Origin of the sequence: Nonomuraea angiospora (assembly GCF_014873145.1) — a bacterium.
Taxonomy (GTDB): Bacteria; Actinomycetota; Actinomycetes; order Streptosporangiales; family Streptosporangiaceae; genus Nonomuraea; species Nonomuraea angiospora.
The window spans coordinates 12,896,302-12,918,367 of the sequence record NZ_JADBEK010000001.1 but is presented as its reverse complement, the minus strand read 5'-3'; the positions used below and the strand labels follow the sequence as shown (position 1 = coordinate 12,918,367).

The following is a 22,066-nucleotide window of genomic DNA, read 5'->3' as shown; positions in this document are numbered from 1 at the left end:
ATGCGACACTAACGTTGACAAATTTCCCAGATGTTAACAAGTGGCTACGGATTGTTCATCCACGCCGGCGCCACTTTGAGCAGCTCGCCCAGCTCGTCGAGCGGCTCGCTGTCGACGGTGCCCGTACGCGCCCGATCCTCGACGCGCCGGCACAACTCCGCCTCGCGGGCCGCCCCGACGGTCGCGCAGCTGCCCTTGAGCCGGTGGGCCAGCGCGGCCACCTCCGCCACGTCACCGGTCCGCGCCGCCAGCCGCAGCTCCTCGTACGTCCGCGTCGCGGTCGCCAGGTACGCCTCCGCCACGTCGGCGAGCGCCTCCGGCGACAGGCCCACCAGCTCGGGCGGGAGCCCGGAGTAGGCGGCCCACTCCGGGATCATGGCGAGCACGCGCGACCAGTCCACCGGCTTGGCCAGGTGGTCGTCCATCCCGGCCGCCAGGCAGCGGATCCGGTCGTCCGGCATCGCCGCCGCGGTCATCGCGATGATCGGGGTGTGCGCGTCCTCGCGCCGCCTGATCTCCTCGGTCGCGGCCAGCCCGTCGAGCACGGGCAGCTGGCAGTCCATGAACACCAGGTCGTAGGCCCCGGCCAGCACGGCGCGCACGGCCTGCTCGCCGTCGTCCACCACCTCGACCTCGTGCCCGGCCTGGCGCAGCACGAGCATCGCGACCTGGCGGCTGACCTCGTCGTCCTCCGCCACCAGGATCCGCGCGCCGCCGTCCAGGCCCGCGAGCTCCACGCCTTCGCGCGGCTCGCCGGGGCACTCGGCGGTGACCAGGGCGTTCTCCACGGCGGCCAGCAGGCGGCGGCGGCTCAGCGGCCGGGTGATCGACTGCACGGCCCGCTCCCCCACGGCGCCGGGCCAGGCGAAGCCCGACCGCCCGGGGGTGACGACCACGACCACGCTGGTGGCCTGGAGCAGCGGATCCGTGAGGATCACGTGCGCGGTCGACTCGGCGTCGGTGCCGAGGTCGAGGGCGACGACCGCGAGCTCGTACGGCCGCCCGCCCGCCGCCGCGGCCCGCAGCAGCTCCAGGGTGGAGTCCGTGCTCTCCTCCACGTCGAGCCCGGCGCCCGCCAGGAACCGCACGGCCAGCGCGCGGTCCTCGGGCCGCGGGTCGGCGACGAGCGCGCGCCTGCCCTGCAGGGCCTCGACCGACGGCTCCGACCAGGTCAGCACGTCGACCGGCAGGCGCACCCAGAACCGGCTGCCCACGCCCTCCACGCTGTCGAGCCCGATCTCCCCGCCCATGAGCTCGGTGAGCTGCCGGCCGATGGCCAGCCCCAGGCCGCTCCCGCCGGTCCTGCGCGTGATCGGCGAGTCGACCTGCCGGAAGACCCCGAACACCCGCTCCCGGTCGTCGGGCCCCACCCCGATCCCGGTGTCGGCGACCGAGAACCTGAGCACCGCCCGCGCGTCCCCGGGCTCGCCCTCCTCAAGGGCGACGTGCAGGTCCACCCCGCCCTGGACGGTGAACTTCAGCGCGTTGCCCACCAGGTTCGTCAGGATCTGGCGCAGCCGCGCCGGATCGCCCGTCACCTGCCGGGGCACGCCGTCGTCGAGCCGCAACGTGAGCCAGAGCCCCTGCTCGTACGCGTGCGGCGCGAACGGCGCGACCACCTCGTCGCACAACCGCGGCAGGTCGAACGGCACGGCGTCGACCTGGAGGTGGCCCGCCTCGATCCTGGACAGGTCGAGGAAGTCGTCGAGCAGGCGCAGCACGTTCTGGGCCGACTCCTGGGCCGTGGTCGCGTAGTGGCGCTGCTCGTCGTCCAGCCGGGTGCCCATGAGCAGGGAGTTCATGCCGAGCACGCCGTTGATCGGGGTGCGGATCTCGTGGCTGATCTTGGCCAGGAACTCGGACTTGGCGCTGGAGGCGCTGACCGCCTCGTCCCTGGCGGCGGCCAGCTCGGCCGCGTACCTGGCCAGCGTGGCCTGCGCGCGGCGGCGGCCACGCGTGGTGTGGATCTGCAGGCCCAGGCCGATGAGGATGAGCAGGGCCAGCAGGGCCGCGACGGTCATGACGTTCGCCCTGAGCCGCTCGGCCGAGGCCAGCGCCTCGGCGGCGGACACCTCGGCGGTGACCGTCCAGCCGATGCCCGGGATCGGCTCGGACGCCGACAGCACCGTGCCGTCGACGCCGCTGAACATGCCGTTCCAGGTGCGCCCGGCGAGCGCGGCGTCCACCCGGGGGTCCTCGCGCAGGGAGGTGAGCGCGAGCAGCTTCCTGCCGGGGTCGGCCACGAGCACGCCCGCCCGGTCGGTGATCAGCAGCCTGATGTCCTGGGCCTCGGCGGCCTCCTTGGCGAATTCCTGGATGGCGTCCAGGCTGTAGACGACGGCGAGGATGCCGAGCATGCGCTTGCCGTCGGCGCTGGGGATCGGCGCGGCCACCGCGACCGCCCTGGACACGTCGATCATCGTGGGCGTGTACGCCTGGGAGATGTGGGCCGCCCGCCGGTCGCGCACGGCGCGGTACCAGTCGGTGGCGGTGAGGTCCTGGGGCAGCACGGTCTTCGGCTCCGCGCCGAGCATGCGGCCGTCCGACGAGACCAGGATCAGCCCGCTGATGCCGTCACGCAGTTCCTTGAGCTCCCCGAGGTGCGCGCGCATGGCCTCGGGGGTGGCGCGCTCCACCGTGTCGCGCACGCCGGGCCGCTGCGCGAACGCGGTGACGACCTGCGCCAGGGAGCCCATCTGCTGCTCGACCACGACCCGGCTCACCGAGGCGGTGAGCCTGACCCGGTCGTCGACCTCGTCGCGCACGGCGTTCTCCGACAGGGAGATACTGGAGGAGGTCAGCAGCGCCAGGGGCAGCAGGCCGAGCAACGTCCACAGGGCAGTCACCGCGAGCACCCATCTCACCGGCGTCCGTCCTCCCCCCTGTCTGTTCGGCTACAGATTAAGAGGAAGAGGGCATCGGCGGCGGATCATGGTGAGCAGAACGCGCAAAACTTGAGCGTTTGTAACAAAACCTGCCTAAGCTCACTCTGATTTGTAAAAACTGCACCTGGACGAGGAGTGGCGGTGCCTGAGCCACGGGACATCACCGTTCTCATCGTGGACGACGACCCGGTCGTCACGGCGGCCCTGCACGCGCAGGTGAACAGAGTACTCGGGTTCAGGGTGGTCGGGATCGCGCACACCGGGCAGGCGGCGCTCGCCGCCGCCGGCCGCTTCGCGCCCCGGCTGGTGCTGCTGGACCTGCACCTGCCCGACCTGCCGGGGCTGGAGGTGGCGCACCGGCTGCGGCGGCCCGAGCAGCCGCCCATCGACATCATCGTGATCTCCGGGCGCAAGGAGTCGGCCACGGTACGCGCCGCCATGCAGCGCGGCGCCCTCTACTACCTGGTCAAGCCGACCAGGGCGGGCACGCTCGAACAGACGCTGCTGCGCTACGCGGCCACGGCCGAGCAGCTGGAGTCGGGCGACCGGTTCGCCGAGCAGCAGGAGATCGACCGCATCTTCCGCACGCTCCACCTCGACCAGGGCGTCCGGCCGAAGAGCATCTCGGCGGCGACCGAGCAGGCCGTGCTGGACGCGCTGGCCGCCGTCCCGGAGGACGTGTCGGCGCACGAGCTGGCCGGGATGATCGGCGTCAGCCGCGCCACCGCCCGCCGCTACCTGGAGCATCTGGCCGATCGCGGGCTGCTCGAAGGCCGGCCGAAGTACGGGCCGACCGGGCGCCCCCAGCACCGTTATCGAGTGCGATGAGAGGGCTCAGGGCGCTGCTCGCCGTCCTGCTCTGCCTGGCCGCCGCCGGATGCGGGAGCGACAACCCCTTCCCCGAGGGCTCCACGATGGCGCGGATCAGGGAGCGGGGCGTCCTCGTCGTGGGCACCAAGTTCGACCAGCCGATGTTCGGCTACAAGGACCCCACCGGCGGGCGGATCACCGGCTTCGACGCCGAGATCGCCAGGCTCATCGCGAAGGACCTCACCGGCAGCGAGCGCAACATCCGCTTCGTCGAGACCGTCTCGCGCGAGCGGGAGAACTTCATCTCGCAGGGCGTGGTGGATCTCGTCATCGCCACGTACTCGATCACTCCGGCCCGCGCGCGGCTCGTCGCCTTCACCGACCCGTACTACTACGCCGGGCAGGACCTGCTGGTCAGGATCGCCGACACCACCATCCAGGACGTGTCGGACCTCAGCGGCAAGACCGTCTGCACCGCCACGGGCTCGACGTCCGTCGACCGGCTGCGTTCCCTGGTGCCCCGCGCCACCCTGGAGATCGTCGACGCCTACAGCATCTGCGTGCCCGCGCTCACGAACGGGCGGGTCGACGCCATCAGCACCGACGACACGATCCTGCTCGGCCTGCTCGACCAGCATCCGGACATGTTCCGGCTGGTGCTCAAGCCCTTCGGGCGCGAGCCGTACGGCATGGGGGTGCGCAAGGAGGACACCGTCTTCCGCGACTACCTCAACGGGCTGATCGCCCGCTGGCTGCGCGACGGGCAGTGGGACCGCGCCTACAAGGACACCATCGGCGTGTCCGGCGTGACGTCCGACTCCTCCAGGCCCGCCACCCCCTGACCCTGATCGATCTCAGATCGATCAATCCCTGAGCAGAACGCGCACAAGCCTTTCGGTGACACATACGGCTCCTACGGTTACGCCATCGCTGACCGAGACAAGGAGCGTGACGCATGACCGAGGCCGACCTGATCGTCCTGGACCAGGTCAACAAGCGCTACGGCGACCACCATGTGCTCAGGGACGTCAACCTGAAAGTCAGGCAGGGCGAGGTCGTCGTGATCATCGGCCCGTCCGGCGCCGGGAAGTCGACCCTCTGCCGGGCGATCAACCGCCTGGAGACGATCGACTCCGGCACGATCACCCTGGACGGTACGCCGCTGCCCGCCGAGGGCAAGGCGCTGGCCAAACTCCGGGCCGAGGTGGGCATGGTGTTCCAGTCCTTCAACCTCTTCGCGCACAAGACCGTCCTGGACAACGTCGTCCTCGGGCAGGTCCACGTGCTGAAGCGGCCGAAGGCGGAGGCCGTGCGCAAGGCCCAGGAACTGCTCGACCGGGTCGGCATCGGCGGCCAGGCCGCCAAGTTCCCCGCCCAGCTCTCCGGCGGGCAGCAGCAGCGGGTGGCCATCGCCCGAGCGCTGGCCATGGACCCCAAGGCGATCCTGTTCGACGAGCCCACCTCGGCGCTCGACCCCGAGATGGTCAACGAGGTGCTCGACGTCATGACCTCGCTGGCCCGCGAGGGCATGACCATGGTGGTCGTCACCCACGAGATGGGCTTCGCCCGGCGGGCGGCCGACCGGGTCGTCTTCATGGCCGAGGGCGAGATCGTCGAGCAGAACACCCCCGACGCGTTCTTCGGAGCCCCGAACAGCGAGCGCGCCCAGTCCTTCCTCGCCAAGATCCTCACTCACTAAGGAGCCGTCATATGTTCGGCAGGTCCCTTTACGCGACCTTCGCAGTGGTCGCGCTCGCCACCACCGCCACGGCCTGCGGCAGCGCCGAGGCCACCAACGCCTCCATCGTCGACAAGGCCAAGAACGACAAGAAGCTGGTCATCGGCGTCAAGGCCGACCAGCCGGGGCTCGGCCTGCGCACGCCCGACGGCAGTTTCGCCGGCTTCGACATCGAGGTCGCCAAGTACGTGGCCAAGCAGCTCGGCGTCGAGGCCAAGGACATCACGTTCAAGGAGACCGTGTCGGCCAACCGCGAGGCGTTCATCGAGCAGGGCCAGGTGGACATGGTGGTGGCGACGTACTCGATCACCGACGCCAGGAAGCAGAAGGTGTCCTTCGCCGGGCCGTACTTCGTGGCCGGGCAGGACCTGCTGGTCAGGGCCGACGACACCGCGCTGACCGGGCCCGAGACGCTGAACGGCAAGAAGCTCTGCTCGGTCGCCGGCTCGACCCCGGCGCAGAAGGTCAAGGCGGAGTACGCCAAGGAGGTGCAGCTGCAGGAGGAGCGGACGTACTCGGCGTGCGTGGACCGCGTCCTCGGCGGCCAGCTCGACGCGCTCACCACCGACAACGTCATCCTCGCCGGCTACGCCGCCCAGTACGGCGGCAAGCTCAAGGTGGTCGGCAAGACGTTCAGCACCGAGAAGTACGGCATCGGGCTGAAGAAGGACGACACGACCGGGCGCAAGGCGGTCAACGACGCGCTGGAGAAGATGTTCTCCGACGGCAGCTGGACGAAGGCGCTGCAGGCCAGCGTCGGCGCCTCCGGCTTCACCCTCCCGCAGGCCCCGGCGCTGGAGCGCTACTGATCCATGGAAGCGCTGCTGTTCGAACGCGACACGATCTTCGCCGCGTTCTGGATGACGATACGGCTGACGGCGGTCAGCGCGCTCGGCTCTCTCGTGCTGGGGACGCTGCTGACCGCCATGCGGGTGGCCCCGCTGGCCTCCCTGCGCGGCGCGGCCAACACTTACGTGACCATGATGCGCAACACGCCGCTCACGCTGGTGCTGATGTTCACCGGCCTCGGGGTCGGCGCGCAGCTCGGCGTGGAGCTGTCGGACGACATCGCGACCAACAACTTCTGGCTCGCCGTCATCGGGCTGACCGCCTACACCTCGGCGTTCGTCTGCGAGGCCCTGCGGTCGGGGCTCAACACGGTGCCGGTCGGGCAGGCGGAGGCGGCCCGGTCGCTCGGGCTGGGCTTCACGAAGACGCTGGGGCTGATCACGCTGCCGCAGGCGTTCCGCGCCGTGGTGGCGCCGCTGGGCAGCATCATGATCGCGCTGACCAAGAACACCACGATCGCCCTCGTGGTCGGCGTGGGTGAGGCGTCCGTTCGGATGCGGGAGATGATCGAGACGTACGGGGACCAGGTCCTTGAGATCTTCCTCGGCTTCGCCGCCGGGTTCGTGCTGCTGTGCCTGCCGATGGGGCTGCTGTTCGGCTGGCTGTCGCGGCGGATGGCGGTGGCCCGATGAGCTACGCGAACCTCTACGAGCCGCCCGGGCCGCGCGGGATCCGGCGCAACCGGGTGCTGGCGGCGGTCGTCGCGCTCGTGCTGCTGGGGCTGGCGTACGTGGTCTACGTGCGCTTCGACGCCAAGGACCAGTGGGCGGCCGACAAGTGGACGCCGCTGCTGCGCGGCGACGTCTGGGCCACGTTCATCCTGCCGGGGCTGGCCGGGACCATCGGCGCGGCCGTGGTGGGGGTGGTGCTGGCGGGCCTGTTCGGCCTCCTCTTCGCCACCGCCCGGCTGTCGGACCACCGGTGGATCCGGGTGCCCGCGGCCGCGGTGGTGGAGTTCTTCAGGTCCGTGCCGCTGCTGCTGCTGATCTTCTTCGCCTTCTTCGGCTCGTACATGCTGATCGGCGTGAACATCTCGGCCTTCGCCGCCGTCGTCTTCGGGCTCACGCTCTACAACGGCTCGGTGATCGCGGAGATCATCCGGGCCGGGGTGCAGAGCCTGCCGCGCGGCCAGTCCGAGGCGGCTCAGGCCATCGGCATGCGCAAGGGGCAGGTGATGCGCCTCGTCCTGCTGCCGCAGGCGTTCCGGACCATGATGCCCGCCATCGTCAGCCAGTTCGTGGTGCTGCTGAAGGACTCGGCGCTGGGGCTCATCGTGGGCTTCGACGAGCTGGTGAACCGGGGGTTGAACGGGATCGCCGCCAACTTCAAGAACACGATCCCGGCGGCGATCCTCATCGCGGCCATCTTCATCCTGATCAACTTCTCCCTCGACCGCCTCGCCACCCGCCTCTCCACCCGCCTCGGCACCACTCGCTGACCCGCCTGCCGGCCGCTCCCCTGGCCCGCCGCTTCAAACCGGCCCGCCCCTTCAGTCGGCCCCCCGCACGGCCCACCCCCTCGCCGTGCCCGGCCCGCGCCCGTCGCGCCTCGCCCACCGGCGAAGCACCGGGCGCCCACCACACCCGGCACACCCACGGCCGGGCGCGGTACGCCGATCCGCCTCACCGGCCCCGGCACCACCCGCCGAGCCCACCACCAGGCCCGGCCTCACCAGGAACCCGCGGCCCGGACGGTGGACCACCGTCCGGGCCGCGGTCCATCACGAGCCACGGGTCCTCAGGCGCAACCCGCTCCCTTCCGAGGGGAACTCAGGGGCGGAGGCGGCGGCGTAGGACCGGCAGCCAGGGGGCCGCGGCGAGGGCGGTGAGCAGGATCAGCAGCGGCGTCCGCCACCACCACGAGACGGTCGCGGCCGGCGCCGACGGCGGCCTGGCCACCCACGGCCGGGCCGTCTTCGCCCAGGCCAGGAACGCGTCGCCGATGGGCAGCAGCCCGAAGGCGTACCGCTTGGTCCAGGGGGTGTCCACGGGCAGCCCCGCCAGCTCCCCGTAGCCGGCCAGCGCCGAGGCCAGCGGAGCGTCGGAGTGCGCCTGCGCCGCACCGAGGGTGACCACGGTCGCCGACAGGCTCACCCCGAGCGGCAGCGGCCCGGAGTCCACGTCGGCCGGCCCGTCCACGCCCTGCGGGTACTCGCGCACGGCGGGCCCGAGCCCGAGCGGGGTGACGACGTACAGCTCGCGGAAGCGCGCGTACTGCTCGGCGGCGAAGGCCGGATCCACGTCCACCAGGAACCGCTGGATCATGCTCTGCGAGCTGCCCCGCGCCACCTCGGCCGGCGCGCCACCACCGGGGTCGGCGCGGTGCGGGAGCAGCCCGGTACGCGGGTCGAGCCGCCGCCTGACCTCCCGCAGCCAGCGTTCGACGGTCCCGCCGAACCGGGCCGGCAGGATCGCGTCGTGCAGCCGCAGCGACGCCACCGCCACGGTCGAGTCCACCGGCCAGGCCTGCCCCGGGTACGCCGCCAGGTACGGCGAGCCCCCGGCGTCGAACGACGCGTCGAACGCGGCCCCGAGCGCGGCGGAGTCCTCCGCGAACCGGCGCACCTCGGCCGGATCGCGCCGTCCGGCCGGCTCCAGGCTCAGCACCCCGCCGCGCAGCCAGTTGGACCACCCCCGGTAGAAGACGCCGTAGGGCGGGATGAGGCCGGGGCTGAACGGGGCCCGCCCGGCGGGCGCATCCAGCCGGCTCAACGCCCAGCGCGCCTCGCGCAGCGCCCGTGACCGTCCGTCCGCCGGCTCGCGCATGCCGAGCTCGACCCAGCTCAGCCCGTACAGGGCGTGCAGGAAGAAATACCCCTCGGGGAAGAGCGCCTGCGCCTCGTCACCCGCGCCCGCGTCCAGGGCCGCGCGCAGGAACGCCAACTGCCGCCGCACCCCGGGCGGCTCCCCCGCCGTGCCCGCGGTCGCGGGCACGGTCAGCCGTACGACGCCGGCCAGCGCGCACGCGCTCACCACGACGGCGAGGAGCAGCCGCGCCCAGCCCCATGCCCGGCGGGCGGCTGACGGCGGCTGGGACATCCGATGATCTTAGCCCCGCAAGTGGGAGCCCTGCCGTGGAAAGTCCGATGTGCATGGTGTTCAGTGGGACACTCAGCCGACGACCGTCGAAAAGGATCCCATGCCGCTCTCCCCCGGCCCCTTCACCGGCCGTACCATCACGAGCCTCGCCCAGGACCTGCGCGAAGGCCGGACCACCGCCGTCGAGCTCGCCGAGCAGGCGCTCGAGGCCATCGCCGAGCGCGACCCCGAGCTCGGCGCGTTCGTCACCGTGGACGCCGACGGGGCGCTGGCGGCGGCGCGGCGGGCGGACGCCGAGCTGGACACGGGCACCTACCGGGGTCCGCTGCACGGCGTGCCGGTGGGGGTGAAGGACCTCTTCATGGTCGCGGGGCTGCCCGCGACGATGGGTTCGCGGCATTTCGCCGGGTACGTCGCGGACTCCGACGCCGAGTCGGTGACCCTGCTGCGCCGCGCGGGCGCCGTCGTCGTGGGCAAGACGACCACCCACGAGTTCGCGTACGGTCCCACGGGCGACCGCTCGGCCAACGGCCCCTCGCGCAACCCGTGGGACCCGGAGCGCATGTCGGGCGGCTCCAGCGGGGGCAGCGCGGCGGCCGTGGCGGCGGGGCTGGTGCCGCTCGCGCTCGGCACCGACACGGGCGGATCCGTCCGCATCCCGGCGGCTCTGTGCGGGATCGCCGGGTTCAAGCCGAGCTATGGGGCGATCTCGGCTGAAGGCGTCTTCCCCCTGGCGCGCAGTTTCGACCACGTCGGCGTCCTGGCCGGTGACGAGCAGGACTGCCTGCTCGCCTACCGCTGCCTGGCCTCCGCCCAGCTGCGCGAGGACCCCGGTCCCTCGCGGGTGGCCTGGCTGGATCCGTCGGAGCTGTTCGACGGGGATCCGCGCGTGGTGGACGCGGTGCGCGCGGCCGCGGAGTCCCGCCTGGCCCGCTCGGGACTGGACGAGGTGCGGCTGCGGGCGGGGCTGGGCGAGGAGTTCCGCGAGACGTACACGGTGATCCAGAGCTGTGAGGCCGTGGCCGTGCACGCGGCCCGGATGGCGCAGGCGCCCGAGCTGTTCGACCCCGAGCTGCTCGAACGCCTCCGCACGGCGGCCGAGGTACCCGGCTGGCGGTACGTCGCGGCGGTGGCGGCGCGCTCCCGGCTCGCCGAGGCCGCGGCGGCGCTGTTCGAGCGGCACGACGTGCTGGCGCTGCCCACCGTGCCGATCACCGCCCCGCTGCTCCAGCAGCGCGAGACGGAGGTGGACGGCCGGACCGTCGCCGTGCGGCCCGCGCTGCTGGCGATGACGAGCCTGTGGAACGTGCTGGGCCTGCCCGCGCTGACCGTGCCTGCGGGCACGGTGGACGGGCTGCCGGTGGGGCTGCAGCTCGTGTGCCGCCCCGGACGCGAGCTGCGGCTCTTCCAAGCGGCCGGCATGGTGTGAAAGCGGCGCTCCTGCGGGGGCGCGGCGTGGACGCGGCGCCCTGCCGAGGCCGCGGCGTGGAAGCGCCCCCGAGGAGGGCGCGCTAGAGGGTCGTGCGCCCGCCCGCGTCGGAGGAGCCCGGGATGGCGGCGGCCAGCTCGGGGATGCGCGCCCGGTAGCCGTCGAGCAGCTTGCGGGCCGTCGCGACCGAGTCGACCAGCGGGTGCAGCGCGAACGCCTCGACCGCCAACCGGGCCGAGCCGGACCTGGCGGCCTCGATGGCGGCCTGCTCGACACCCTTCACCTGCTGCATGAGACCGAGGAAGCGGCCAGGCAAGGGGCGGGTGGCCAGCGGCCGGACGCCGGCCCCGTCCACCGCGCACGGGATCTCGACGACCGCGTCCGCGGGCAGGCCGGGCACCGCGGCCCCGTTGCGCACGTTGAGGATCATGGACGTGGGCTCGCCGCGGGCGATGGCGGCCATGAGGGCCAGGGCGATGCCCTCGTACCCGCCGGCCTCCAGGTCGGCGGCGTCGCGCGCGCCCGCGGAGGTGGGTTCGCGGGCCTCGGCCATGTACGACTCGTCGCGCAGCCTGCGCGCCCTGACCCACTCCGCCAGCGCCTCCTCGGGACGCGCCCGCACGGCGGCGTAGAAGTCGTCCTGCTGCCGGACCAGCGACTCCCCGCGGGTCTGCCCGGAGATCGCGGCCACGGACTCCCGGGTGAAGTAGTAGTAGTACAGGTATTCGTTGGGCAGCGCGCCCAGCGTGCGCACCCAGTCGGTGCCGAAGATGCGCGCCTCCTCGACCTGCCGCAGCGCCGCGTCGTCGGCCAGCAGCCCGGGCAGCACGTCGCGTCCTTGATAGGTGAGGCCGCGCAGCCAGCCGAGGTGGTTGAGGCCCACGTAGTCGGGCGACACGCGCGAAGGGTCGAGCCCGAGCGCGACGGCGGCCCGGCGGATCAGGCCGATCGGGGAGTCGCAGATGCCGATCACGCGGTCGCCGAGCACGTGCCGCATGGCCTCGGTGATCATGCCTGCGGGGTTGGTGAAGTTGATGACCCACGCCTGGGGCGCGAGCGCGGCCACCCGCTCGGCCACGTGGAGCGCGACCGGGATGGTGCGCAGGCCGTAGGAGATGCCGCCGGGGCCGGTCGTCTCCTGGCCGAGCAGGCCCAGGTCGAGCGCGACCCGCTCGTCGGCGGTGCGCCCGGCCAGGCCGCCGACCCGGATGGCGGAGAAGACGAACGCGCTGTCGCGCAGCGCGGTGTCCAGGTCGGTGGTGGTCAGGACCTCCGGCGGGTCGTCGTGCCCGGCGGCGAGCTGGCCGAGCACGTGCCGGATGGCCTCCAGCCGGTCCTGCGACACGTCGTACAGGACCACCTGCTCCACGCGCGGCTTGGCGGTCTCGCGCAGCAGCGCGCCGTACACGAGCGGGACCCGGAAGCCGCCGCCTCCGAGAACGGCCAGTCTCATCGATACCCTTTCAGGTGAGCAGGACCTCGGCGCCGGCGGCGGCGCAGTTGCGCAGCGTCGCCTCGTCGGCGCCCTGGTTGGTGACGATCACGTCGATGTCGTCGGGCCCGCACACCCGCAGCGCACCGGTGCCGGGAAACTTGTGCCGGTCGACGAGCAGCACCACCTGGCCCGCCGCCGCGATCATGGCGCGCTTCAGCGGCACCTCGGCGAGCGTGGTGTCCACGAGCTGCCCGTCGGGCCGCACGCCGCTGGCGCCCAGGAACACGCGGTCGGCGACCACCTGGCTCAGGGCCGCCTCGGTCAGCACCCCGACCAGCGAGTGGTACGGCCGCCGCAGCGCGCCGCCGAGCAGCAGCAGCTCGACCTCCGGGTCGGTGCGCAGCACGTCGAGCACGGCGAGGCTGGAGGTGACCACGGTGACGCGGCGCCCGCGCAGCCGCCGGGCCAGCCGCATCGTCGTCGTGCCGATGTCGAGCAGGACCACGTCGCCGTCGCGGACCAGCTCGGCGGCGCGGACCGCGACCGCCTCCTTGTCCTGCTCGTCCACCTCGGCCACCTCGGCGAACGGCCGGTCGGCGTCGGCGTCGACGGTGACCTCGCCGTCGAGGATCAGGGCTCCACCCCGCACGCGCCGCAGCGTGCCGTCGCGGTCGAGCACCTCGAGGTCCCTGCGGATGGTGGACGGGCTCACGCCGAGCTGGCTGGCGAGATCGCTGACACTGGTGGCGCCTGAGAGTCGGACCCGGCGCATGATCTCGGCATGCCTGAGGCGCTGAAGCACGGCGCGAGTGTATCAGTCAAAATCGCGCAGGAGTATGCAGCTTCAGCCAAAAACTCCCAGAAGAAGACTTGAAGTGCGTGAGCAAACGTGCAAGATTGCGCAGAGCTGTATACGTGTCGGGGAGGACTCATTCCCGTGTCTAATCAGGTGTACGACCCTCTCGCCGCCGAGCGCAGCCCGGAGGGGCCGCAGTTCGACGTCTTCCTGGCGGGCACGGTCTTTCTGGACATCATCTTCACCGGTCTGCCCGCGATGCCCGCGGCCGGAACCGAGATCTGGGCCGAGGGCATGGGCTCGTGCCCCGGCGGCATCGCCAACCTCGCCATCGCGACCAGCCGGCTGGGCCTGCGCACCTCGCTGGCCGCCGCGTTCGGCGACGACGACTACGGCGACTTCTGCTGGCGCACGCTCGAGGAGCAGGAGTCGGTGGACCTGTCCAGGTCGCGGCGGTTCGAGCACTGGCACTCGCCGGTGACGGTCTCCATGGCGGTCGACCGCGACCGCAGCATGGTGACCCACGGCCACCCCTCGCCCCTGCCGGCCTCGGAGATGATCGGCATGCCGCCTCAGTCCAAGGCGGTGATCGTGTCGCTGTCCACCGACGATCCGCTCGACTCGCCGGACAGCCCGTGCAACTGGGCGGAGCTGGCGCGCCGCGACGGCTCGCTCATCTTCGCCGACGTGGGCTGGGACCCGTCGGGCTCCTGGTCGGCGTCCCTGCTGGATCAGCTCGCGCTCTGCCACGCGTTCATGCCCAACGCGGTCGAGGCGATGGCCTACACCGGCGCCGACACCCCGCGCGACGCGCTCTACGCGATCGCCGACAAGGTCCCGGTGGCCGTGGTGACCGACGGGGCCAACGGCGCCATGGCCATCGACTCCGTCAACGGCGAGGAGGCGTTCGTGCCCGCTCCGCGGGTGACGGCGCTCGACCCGACCGGCGCGGGCGACGTCTTCGGCGCGGGGTTCGTGCTCGGCACGCTGTCGCGCTGGCCGCTGGCCGACCGCCTGGCGTTCGCGCAGCTGTGCGCGGCGCTGGCGGTGCAGCAGTTCGGCGGCTCGCTCGCGGCGCCCGGCTGGGGCGACATCGCCGACTGGTGGCACGAGGTCCGCGACTCGGCCGACCACAGCGGCGCCTACGGCAACTCGCTGGCCCGCCGCTACGCCTTCCTCGACAAGCTGGTGCCCGCCGTGCCGGTGGGCGCCGTGCGCCGCGCGGCCGCGACCATCGCCCGGTACGCCGACGTCGGCCCCAAGGTTCCCACCACGCGGCCGAACCCACCCGAGGACGAGGGCCCCGACACGCCTCGCGTGCCCGCGCAAAAGGAGTAACACCATGAACCCCCCGCTCCGAGCGCTCGCCGTGCTCGCCGCCAGCGCCCTCGCCATGACGGCGTGCGCGCCCGGATCCTCCGCCCCGCCCGCGGCCACCTCCGCGCAGCCCTCCGCCTCGTCGGTGCGCACCGACGCCGCGGCGCTCGGCAACGTCACCCTGACGATCTGGGACCAGGAGGTACGCGGCGGCCAGGCCGCCCAGATGAAGCAGCTCAACGACGCCTTCCAGGCGAAGTACCCGAACATCAAGATCAACCGGGTGAGCCGCTCCTTCGACGACCTCAACACGACCCTGCGCCTGGCCCTGAGCGGCAACGAGCCGCCCGACATCGTGGAGGCCAACAACGGCCGCTCGTCGATGGGCGCGTTCGTCAAGGCCGGGCAGCTGCGCCCGCTGGACGCCTACGCCGAGGCGTACGGATGGAAGAAGCGCTACCCGCAGTCGGTGCTGCGCTATTCGAGCTACAGCGCCGACGGCAAGACCTTCGGCGACGGCAACCTGTACGGCCTGCCGCAGGTCGGCGAGGTCGTCGGCGTCTTCTACAACAAGGCCAAGCTGGCCAAGCTCGGCCTGCAGCAGCCCGCGACGTGGGCCGACTTCGACGCCGCGCTGGCCAAGGCCAAAACCGCCGGCGAGGTGCCGATGCAGCTGGGCAACCTCGACAAGTGGCCGGCCATCCACGTGTTCGGCACGGTGCAGAGCCGCGGCGTGCCCGCCGACCAGATCAGCGCGCTGGCCTTCGGCCGCAAGGGCGCCTCGTGGAACACGCCGGAGAACACCAAGGCCGCCGAGGAGCTCGTCGGCTGGGTCGACAAGGGCTACTTCAACAAGGGCTTCAACGGCCAGGGCTATGACCCGGCGTGGCAGGCGTTCGGCAAGGGCGAGGGCGTCTTCCTCATCGGAGGCACCTGGCTGCTCGCCGACCTGCAGAAGGCGCTGGGCAAGGACCTGGGCTTCATGCTGCCGCCGGGCACCGCGGCCGGCGCGCCGCCCGTCGCCACCGGCGGGACCGGGCTGCCGTTCGCGATCACGGCCAAGAGCCCCAACCCCGACGCGGCGGCGGCCTACATCGACTTCATCACCAACGCCGACGCGATGAAGGTGCTCACCACCACCGGCAACCTGCCGGTCGCCGACACCGCGCAGCAGAGCGTCCCCGCGGGGCCGCAGCAGGACGTCTTCACCGCGTTCGGCACGGTCACGGCGAAGGACGGGCTGGTGCCGTACCTCGACTACGCCACCCCGACGTTCGCCGACACGCTGGGCGCGGCGCTGCAGGACCTGCTGGCCAAGAAGCAGACCCCGCAGGAGTTCCTGGCCACGCTGGAGAAGGACTACAAGACCTTCGTCGAGAGCAACGGGTGAGCTCACCGATGTCCGGGGGCCGGCCTCCGGGAGAGCCTCGCCGCGTCGCCTACCTCTACCTGCTGCCGGCCTTCGCCGTCTATGCCGTGTTCCTGCTCTACCCGATCGGGCGCGCGGTGCAGCTTTCGCTGTACGACTGGGACGGCCTGTCGCTCGGCCGCTGGGTCGGCCTGGACAACTACCTCGCGATCGTCGCCGACGAGGGGCTGCGGGCGGCCTTCGGCCACGCGCTGGTGCTGGTCGTGTTCTACGCGGCCGCGCCGCTGGCCATCGGGCTGGGGCTGGCCGCGATCCTCAACCACGCCAAGGTGCGCGGCCTCGGCTTCTTCCGCACGGTCGTGTTCCTGCCGCAGGTGGTGGCCATGGTCGTGGTGGCCGTGGCCTGGCGGCGGGTCTACGCGCCCGACGGCACGCTCAACACGCTGCTCGGCGCGCTCGGGCTCGACTCGCTGACGCGGGGCTGGCTGGGCGACTACACGTTCGCGCTGCCGGCGGTCGGGGTGGTGGGCACGTGGTTCGAGAGCGGGCTGGTGACCGTGCTGCTGCTGGCCGGGATGAGCCGCATCCCGGGCGAGCTGTACGAGGCGGCGCGGCTGGACGGGGCGGGCGCGGTCAGGGAGTTCTTCGCGGTCACGCTGCCGTCGGTGCGCGGGGAGATCGCCGTCGCGCTGACGCTGACCGTGATCGCCGCGCTGCGCACGTTCGACCTGGTGTACGTCACGACGCGCGGCGGGCCCGGCGACTCGACGTCGGTGCCGTCGTACGAGGTCTACCACCGGGCCTTCGGGCTCAGCCAGATCGGCTCGGCCGCGGCCATCGGCGTCACGCTCACCGTGGTCATCTTCGTGATCTCGTTCGGGATCAACCGGTTCGCCGACAGGAGGGTGTCGTGATCTCGCGGGGCGAGCGGGTGGCCAACTACGTGATTTTGTCGGTGTTCGCCGCCTTCACGCTCTTCCCCATCGTGACGATCCTGGGCGCCGCGCTCGGCCCCGCCGACAGCGGGGGGACGTCCGGGCTGGGGAACTTCGCGGCGGCGTGGGAGATCGGGCGGTTCGACACGTACCTGCGCACCAGCCTGGCGGTGTCGTCGTTCGTCGTGGTCGTGAGCGTGGTGCTGTCGATCCTGAGCGGGTACGCGTTCGGCACCATGCGCTTTCGCGGCCAGTCGGTGTTGTTCTACCTGTTCATGCTCGGGATCATGATGCCGAGCGAGGCCATCGCGGTGCCGCTCTACTTCGACCTGCGCTCGCTCGGCCTGATCGACACGTTCTGGTCGGTGGCGCTGCCGCAGGTGGCGCTGTCGGTGGCGTTCGGCACGTTCTGGATGCGGGCCTACTTCCGGGCCTCCAACCGGGCCATCGTGGAGGCCGCCCGCATCGACGGCGCCTCGACGTGGCGCATCCTGTGGCAGGTGCTGGTGCCGCCGGCCCGGCCCGCGGTCGTCACGCTGACCGTGCTGGTCTTCATGTGGACGTGGAACGAGTTCCTCATCCCGCTGATCATGGTCACCAGCGAGTCGCTGCGGACCGCGCCGCTGGGGCTGGCCTTCTTCCAGGGCCAGTACACCTCCGGCTTCACCCTGCTGGCCGCCGGCTCCGTCATCGTCGCGACCCCGGTCGTGATCTTCTACTTGTTCCTCCAGCGTCACTTCGTCCGCGGCCTGCTCCAAGGGGCGGTCCGCGAGTAACTGTTCCGGAGGTTCCATGCGTAAACGCCTGTCCCTGGTGCTGGCCACCATGGTCGCGCTCGCCCTCTCACCCGCCGTTCCCTCCGTAGCCTCCACAGCCTCCTCTGCGGCTCCCGTGGACCTGGACGCGCTGTTCGTCGGGGCCCATCCCGACGACGAGGCGTTCAGCCTGTCCACGCTCGGCCAGTGGAACGAGGACCACCGCGTCCGCACCGGCGTCGTCACCGTCACCCGCGGCGAGGGCGGCGGCAACGCCGTCGGACCCGAGGAGGGCCCGGCGCTCGGGCTGCTGCGCGAGTCCGAGGAGCGGGCGGCGGTCGGCAAGGCGGGCGTGCGCGAGGTGTTCAACCTCGACGACGTCGACTTCTACTACACCGTGAGCGCCCCGCTGACCGACCAGATCTGGGGCGCGGACACCCTGGAGAAGGTCGTGCGGGTGGTCCGCCAGACCAGGCCCGAGGTCATCCTGACCATGGACCCGGCGCCCTCCCCCGGCAACCACGGCAACCACCAGCAGGCGGCGCGGCTGGCCGTGCAGGCGTTCTACGCGGCGGCCGACCCCAAGGTGTTCCCCGAGCAGATCACCCGCGAGGGCCTGCGCCCGTTCGCGCCGGCCCGGCTGCTGCTCGGCGGCGGGCGCGGCACCTCCCAGAACGGCCCGTCCTGCGCCTCGACCTTCCGCCCGAACAACCCCGCGCAGAACGTGTACGGCGTGTGGAGCGGACGCCCCTCCCAGGCCCAGGGCAAGACGTGGGCCGCGATCGAGCGCGACGCCCAGCGCACGTACGCCTCCCAGGGCTGGGCCGTCTTCCCCGACATGCCGTCGGACCCGAACCAGCTCGGCTGCGACTTCTTCACGCAGGTGGATTCGCGGGTGCCGTTCCCCGAGCCCGGCAGCGCGGCGGCGGCCGCGCCGACGGCCATCCTCGACGGCGCGCTGACCAGGGCGAGCGGGGCGGTCCCGCTGGGCACCCTGTTCGGGCTGCGCGCCAGCACGTTCGACGTCCGGCCCGGCACGCCGTTCACCGTCAAGGTCAGCGCGACCGCGCCGTCCCGCGAACCGCTGGGCCGCTCGTCGGTGAAGCTCGGCGTGCCCGCGGGCTGGCAGGTCAGCGGCTCGGGCGAGCTGGGCGGGCTCTCCGCCGGGCGCACCGGCACGGCGACCTTCACCGTCATCCCCACCACGGGCACCGGGCGGGCGCGCGTGTCGGCCACGCTGACCACCGAGCGGGGCCGCGGCTACACCGACCGGCAGGTCGAGATCAGCCCGCCCGTACGGGCCGGGCAGCAGCTCCTCCCCCAGGTCGCCCAGTACGAGAAGTGGACCTCCGAGGTCGGCGTGCCGCAGCTGCGCGGCATCGTCACCCCCGTGCTCACCCTGCCCTCCGGCGGCTCCCGGCAGGTCGGCGTCGTCGTGACCAACGTCAGCGACGCGGCCAGGTCGGGGACCGTGCGCGTGGACCTGCCCGCCGGGTTCACCGCGGACCGCGCGGAGGCGCCCTACAGCGACCTGGCCGCCGGGGCCTCGACGACGGTGCCGTTCACCGTCACGAACTCCGACCCCTCGTTGAAGACGTCCAACCAGGGCGGCGACTACGCCTACACCATCAGCGTGGACGGCGCGGTCGCGAGCAAGCCGGCGCTCGAACTGGTCCCGGCGGCCTCCGTGCCGCAGGCGTCACCCACCGTGGACGGCGTGGCGGGCGACGGCGAGTATCCGGGACCCGCGCTCGACATCTCGCGGCTGTGGGAGGGCACGGCCTGCTCCTCCCCGGCCGACTGCTCCGGCACGGCCCGGCTCGCGTGGCACGACGACACCCTCTACCTGCTGGTCCAGGTGCAGGACGACGTGCTCGGCACCCGGCTGGCCGCCGCCGACTGCAAGCGGCACTGGCGTACCGACGCGGTGGAGGTCACGCTCGACCCGCGTGGCACGTCCGAGAACACCTCCACAACCTTCAAGGCGGCCGTGCTGCCGGTGACCGCCGAAGGCCCGCCGTGCTTCCTGCGCGACGCCGACAACCGCCAGGGCCCGGGCGAGCAGACCGCTCCCGGCATGCGGGTGGCCTCGAAGGTCGCCCCGGGCGGATACACCGTGGAGATGTCGATCCCCCTGGAGCTCCTGCCCGGCTCCGTGGACCCCGCCCATCTCGGGCTGAACATCCTCGTGTACGACTCCGACACCCAGGACAAGACCGGCCAGACCCGGATCGGCTGGTCGACGTGGGGCGGCGTGCAGGGCGACCCGTACCGGTGGGGCGTCGCGGCCCTGACCGGCTACCGGCCGCCCGCGGACCGGCCGGTCCCCGACCCGGTGATCCCCGACACGGCCCTGTCCAGCCTGGACTCGCCGCAGTCGCTGGAGCAGGCGGTCCGGGTGCACGTCCCGCTCGCGGGCGGCCCGGCGGCCAAGGAGGCGGAGAGCGGCCAGGCCGTCTCCGCCACCACCGGCCAGCAGGAGGTGAAGGTGACGCTGCGGGCTAACGCGCCCGGTAAGGCGCACCTGTTCGTCCGCGACGACCAGGGGACGGCGGGCAGCCGCGTCGTCACGGTCTCCCGCAAGGGCGTCACGACCGTCACGGTGCCCCTGACCCGCGCCCTGGCCGCCCACCCGGCGGTGGTGGCGGGCTGGGAGGCGCCCGGCGGCGGCACGGCGGCCTCGCAGGTGAGAGTCCGCTGAAAGGTCGGCCGCCCGCCCCAGGGGCGGGCGGCCACCCGATCGGCGGCGTCAGGGTTCGGGGCGGCGGTGCGGGGTGGACTGCAGGTAGGTGAGCACCGCCATCACCCGCCGGTTGTGGTCGTCGGACGGCGGCAGGCCGAGCTTGGCGAAGATGTTGTTCGTGTGCTTGGCGACCGCCTTGTCCGTGACCTGGAAGCGGGCCGCGATCGCGAGGTTGGACAGGCCCTCCGCCATCAGCGCCAGCACCTCCCGCTCCCTCACCGTCAGCTCCCCCAGCGGCTCGTCACGGCTGCGGCGGGTGAGCAGTTGGGCGATCACTTCGGGGTCCATCACGGTGCCGCCGGAAGCCACCTGGCGCACCGCGTCCACGAACCTGTCGATGTCGCCGACCCGGTCCTTGAGCAGATAACCGACCCCGCCGGACCGGCTGGAGAGCAGCTCGCGGGCGTACAGCTGCTCCACGTACTGGGACAGGATCAGCGCCGGCAGGCCCGGCACCAGGCGGCGAGCCTCCAGCGCGGCGCGCAGCCCCTCGTCGGTGTAGCCGGGCGGCAGTCGTACGTCGACCACGGCCGCGTCCGGGCGTTCGCGGGTGAGCGCGTCCAGCAGCATCGGGCCGTTGTCGACCGCCGCGACGACCTCGAAGCCGTTCGCCGACAGCAGGCGGATCAGGCCGTCGCGAAGGAGGGCGAGGTCTTCGGCTATGACAATGCGCACGGGAGCTCCATGGTGAGTTCGGTCGGGCCGCCGGAAGGGCTGCGCAGGATGAGGAGGCCGTCGAAGGCCGACAGGCGCTTGTCGATGCCGCGGAGGCCGGTGCCGGCGGCTCGGTCGGCCCCACCGCGGCCGTCGTCGCGTACCGTCACGCGGAGGATGCCGCCCGCGTGGGCGACGCGCAGCCACCCACGGGAGGCGCCGCTGTGCTTGGTCACGTTGGTCAGCGCCTCGGCGACGGCGAAGTAGACCGCGGACTCGACCGGTGCCTCCAGGCGGCCCGGCAGGTCGATCTCGACCTCGACCGGCAGCGGGCACAGCAGCGCGGCGGCCTCGAGCGCGCCGGCCAGGCCGCGGTCGGTCAGCACCGGAGGATGGATGCCGCGGACCAGGTCGCGCAGGTCGGTCAGGGCCTCGGCGGCGACCTGCCTGGCCTCGTCGACCATCAGCTTGACCTGGGCCGGATCGCGGGCGCTGCGGGCCAGACCCAGGTTCATCCGGATCGCGACCAGCTTGGCCTGCGCCCCGTCGTGCAGGTCGCGTTCGATCCGGCGCAGCTCCGCCGCCTGCGCGTCGACCACCTCGGCCCGCGACTCGGTGAGCTGCCTGATCCGCGCGGCCGGGGTCGCGTCCGGCAGGAGCAACATCGCGGACAGCCGCGCCTGTCCGGTCCTGAGCAGGGGCAGGGCCATCAAGGTGAGCGCCGCGATGGCGATGAGGGAGATGCTGAAGGAGAGCACGGTCAGCATGGCCACGTTGACCACCCGCACCCGGAAGAAGATGTAGTCGAAGGCCGCCAGCAGCGCCCAGATGACGAGCGTGGGGGCCGGCCAGGTGCAGGCGTGCACGGCCAGCCAGGCCAGCTCCCGCCGGGTGCCGGAATCGCGCAACGCGGGAAGCAGCCGGGACCGCGCGTCCAGACCACCGGCTCGCGTATCCGGGCTGCCGGCCCGCCACGGGCTGTCCGGGTCGAGCACCCCGATCGCCCAGGACCGCTGGAGCCGGGCCAGGGACCGGACGAGCGCGAGCACGCGGCCCAGCAGCGGCAGGCCGATCCCGGCCAGCGGGACCAGCACGACGCCCACCAGCAGCAGGGCCGTCAGCACGAGCGCGGCCACACCCGTGGCGGCGTTCAGCAGCAGCCCGCCGACCACGGCGAACGCTCGGCGAATCACGATCACGACAGCAGTCTGCCGGACCGACAGCGTCCAGACGGTAGGCCTAGGCCTACCGACAAAGGTGGGGAAATACGTCCGGCGCGGTGGGCGCACCCCCATCGAGCTCGGCCGCCCGGG

The 22,066-nt window shown here is 72.4% G+C and carries 18 protein-coding genes; 12 read left to right on the top strand and 6 right to left on the bottom strand.

Annotated features, from left to right (window positions below; genetic code table 11):
* Positions 1 to 44: 44 nt before the first annotated feature.
* Entirely contained in the window at positions 45 to 2,864 is a 2,820-nt protein-coding gene (locus tag H4W80_RS59150; protein WP_192793028.1) for a hybrid sensor histidine kinase/response regulator, read from the bottom strand.
* 162 nt (positions 2,865 to 3,026) lie between these two features.
* Between H4W80_RS59150 and H4W80_RS64250 the strand changes: the two genes are divergently transcribed.
* The 6 genes from H4W80_RS64250 (at position 3,027) to H4W80_RS59120 (ending at position 7,720) form a co-directional block, all read left to right on the top strand.
* Positions 3,027 to 3,713, top strand: coding sequence for a response regulator (locus tag H4W80_RS64250; protein WP_192793027.1), 687 nt, complete (start codon positions 3,027 to 3,029; stop codon positions 3,711 to 3,713).
* Positions 3,710 to 4,537, top strand: a complete 828-nt coding sequence (locus H4W80_RS59140) for a glutamate ABC transporter substrate-binding protein (RefSeq protein ID WP_225964295.1) — start codon at positions 3,710 to 3,712, stop codon at positions 4,535 to 4,537. Before H4W80_RS64250 ends, H4W80_RS59140 begins: the two co-directional genes overlap by 4 nt.
* 113 nt (positions 4,538 to 4,650) lie before the next feature.
* On the top strand, positions 4,651 to 5,394 hold the full coding sequence (locus H4W80_RS59135; RefSeq protein WP_318787583.1) for an amino acid ABC transporter ATP-binding protein: 744 nt from the start codon (positions 4,651 to 4,653) through the stop codon (positions 5,392 to 5,394).
* An 11-nt stretch (positions 5,395 to 5,405) separates the two neighbouring features.
* The gene (locus H4W80_RS59130; protein WP_192793026.1) at positions 5,406 to 6,242 is read left to right on the top strand and encodes a glutamate ABC transporter substrate-binding protein; all 837 of its coding nucleotides are present in this window, start codon (positions 5,406 to 5,408) and stop codon (positions 6,240 to 6,242) included.
* A 3-nt stretch (positions 6,243 to 6,245) separates the two neighbouring features.
* Complete coding sequence (locus tag H4W80_RS59125; protein ID WP_192793025.1) at positions 6,246 to 6,914, top strand: amino acid ABC transporter permease; 669 nt, start codon at positions 6,246 to 6,248, stop codon at positions 6,912 to 6,914.
* Entirely contained in the window at positions 6,911 to 7,720 is an 810-nt protein-coding gene (locus H4W80_RS59120) for an amino acid ABC transporter permease (RefSeq protein WP_192793024.1), read from the top strand. The genes H4W80_RS59125 and H4W80_RS59120 overlap by 4 nt, the downstream gene beginning before the upstream one ends.
* A 331-nt stretch (positions 7,721 to 8,051) precedes the next feature.
* Here H4W80_RS59120 and H4W80_RS59115 read toward each other — a convergent pair whose 3' ends face one another.
* Positions 8,052 to 9,320 (bottom strand): hypothetical protein, encoded by a 1,269-nt coding sequence (locus tag H4W80_RS59115; protein WP_192793023.1) that lies wholly within the window; start codon positions 9,318 to 9,320, stop codon positions 8,052 to 8,054.
* Between the two features lie 100 nt (positions 9,321 to 9,420).
* Here H4W80_RS59115 and H4W80_RS59110 point away from each other — a divergent pair, with 100 nt between their 5' ends.
* Positions 9,421 to 10,749: an amidase gene (locus tag H4W80_RS59110; protein ID WP_192793022.1), complete on the top strand. Its 1,329-nt coding sequence runs from the start codon at positions 9,421 to 9,423 to the stop codon at positions 10,747 to 10,749.
* Between the two features lie 82 nt (positions 10,750 to 10,831).
* Here the strand turns inward: H4W80_RS59110 and H4W80_RS59105 are convergent, their stop codons facing one another.
* Complete coding sequence (locus tag H4W80_RS59105; RefSeq protein ID WP_192793021.1) at positions 10,832 to 12,202, bottom strand: 6-phospho-beta-glucosidase; 1,371 nt, start codon at positions 12,200 to 12,202, stop codon at positions 10,832 to 10,834.
* Between the two features lie 10 nt (positions 12,203 to 12,212).
* Complete coding sequence (locus H4W80_RS59100) at positions 12,213 to 12,986, bottom strand: DeoR/GlpR family DNA-binding transcription regulator (protein WP_192793020.1); 774 nt, start codon at positions 12,984 to 12,986, stop codon at positions 12,213 to 12,215.
* Positions 12,987 to 13,121: 135 nt separating this feature from the next.
* Between H4W80_RS59100 and H4W80_RS59095 the strand changes: the two genes are divergently transcribed.
* From H4W80_RS59095 to H4W80_RS59075, 5 genes are read left to right on the top strand one after another with little or no spacing between them, the layout of a single operon-like run.
* Complete coding sequence (locus H4W80_RS59095) at positions 13,122 to 14,318, top strand: carbohydrate kinase family protein (protein ID WP_192793019.1); 1,197 nt, start codon at positions 13,122 to 13,124, stop codon at positions 14,316 to 14,318.
* 4 nt (positions 14,319 to 14,322) lie between these two features.
* Entirely contained in the window at positions 14,323 to 15,687 is a 1,365-nt protein-coding gene (locus H4W80_RS59090; protein ID WP_192793018.1) for an ABC transporter substrate-binding protein, read from the top strand.
* A gap of 8 nt (positions 15,688 to 15,695) precedes the next feature.
* On the top strand, positions 15,696 to 16,580 hold the full coding sequence (locus H4W80_RS59085; protein ID WP_192793017.1) for a carbohydrate ABC transporter permease: 885 nt from the start codon (positions 15,696 to 15,698) through the stop codon (positions 16,578 to 16,580).
* Complete coding sequence (locus H4W80_RS59080) at positions 16,577 to 17,377, top strand: carbohydrate ABC transporter permease (protein WP_192793016.1); 801 nt, start codon at positions 16,577 to 16,579, stop codon at positions 17,375 to 17,377. The genes H4W80_RS59085 and H4W80_RS59080 overlap by 4 nt, the downstream gene beginning before the upstream one ends.
* A gap of 16 nt (positions 17,378 to 17,393) precedes the next feature.
* Entirely contained in the window at positions 17,394 to 20,057 is a 2,664-nt protein-coding gene (locus H4W80_RS59075) for a sugar-binding protein (RefSeq protein ID WP_225964294.1), read from the top strand.
* Between the two features lie 48 nt (positions 20,058 to 20,105).
* On the opposite strand, the gene H4W80_RS59070 is transcribed toward H4W80_RS59075, so the two are convergent.
* Both H4W80_RS59070 and H4W80_RS59065 read right to left on the bottom strand, forming a co-directional pair.
* The gene (locus H4W80_RS59070; RefSeq protein ID WP_192793015.1) at positions 20,106 to 20,774 is read right to left on the bottom strand and encodes a response regulator transcription factor; all 669 of its coding nucleotides are present in this window, start codon (positions 20,772 to 20,774) and stop codon (positions 20,106 to 20,108) included.
* Positions 20,759 to 21,952: a sensor histidine kinase gene (locus H4W80_RS59065; protein WP_318787582.1), complete on the bottom strand. Its 1,194-nt coding sequence runs from the start codon at positions 21,950 to 21,952 to the stop codon at positions 20,759 to 20,761. Before H4W80_RS59065 ends, H4W80_RS59070 begins: the two co-directional genes overlap by 16 nt.
* Between the last annotated feature and the right edge of the window lie 114 nt (positions 21,953 to 22,066).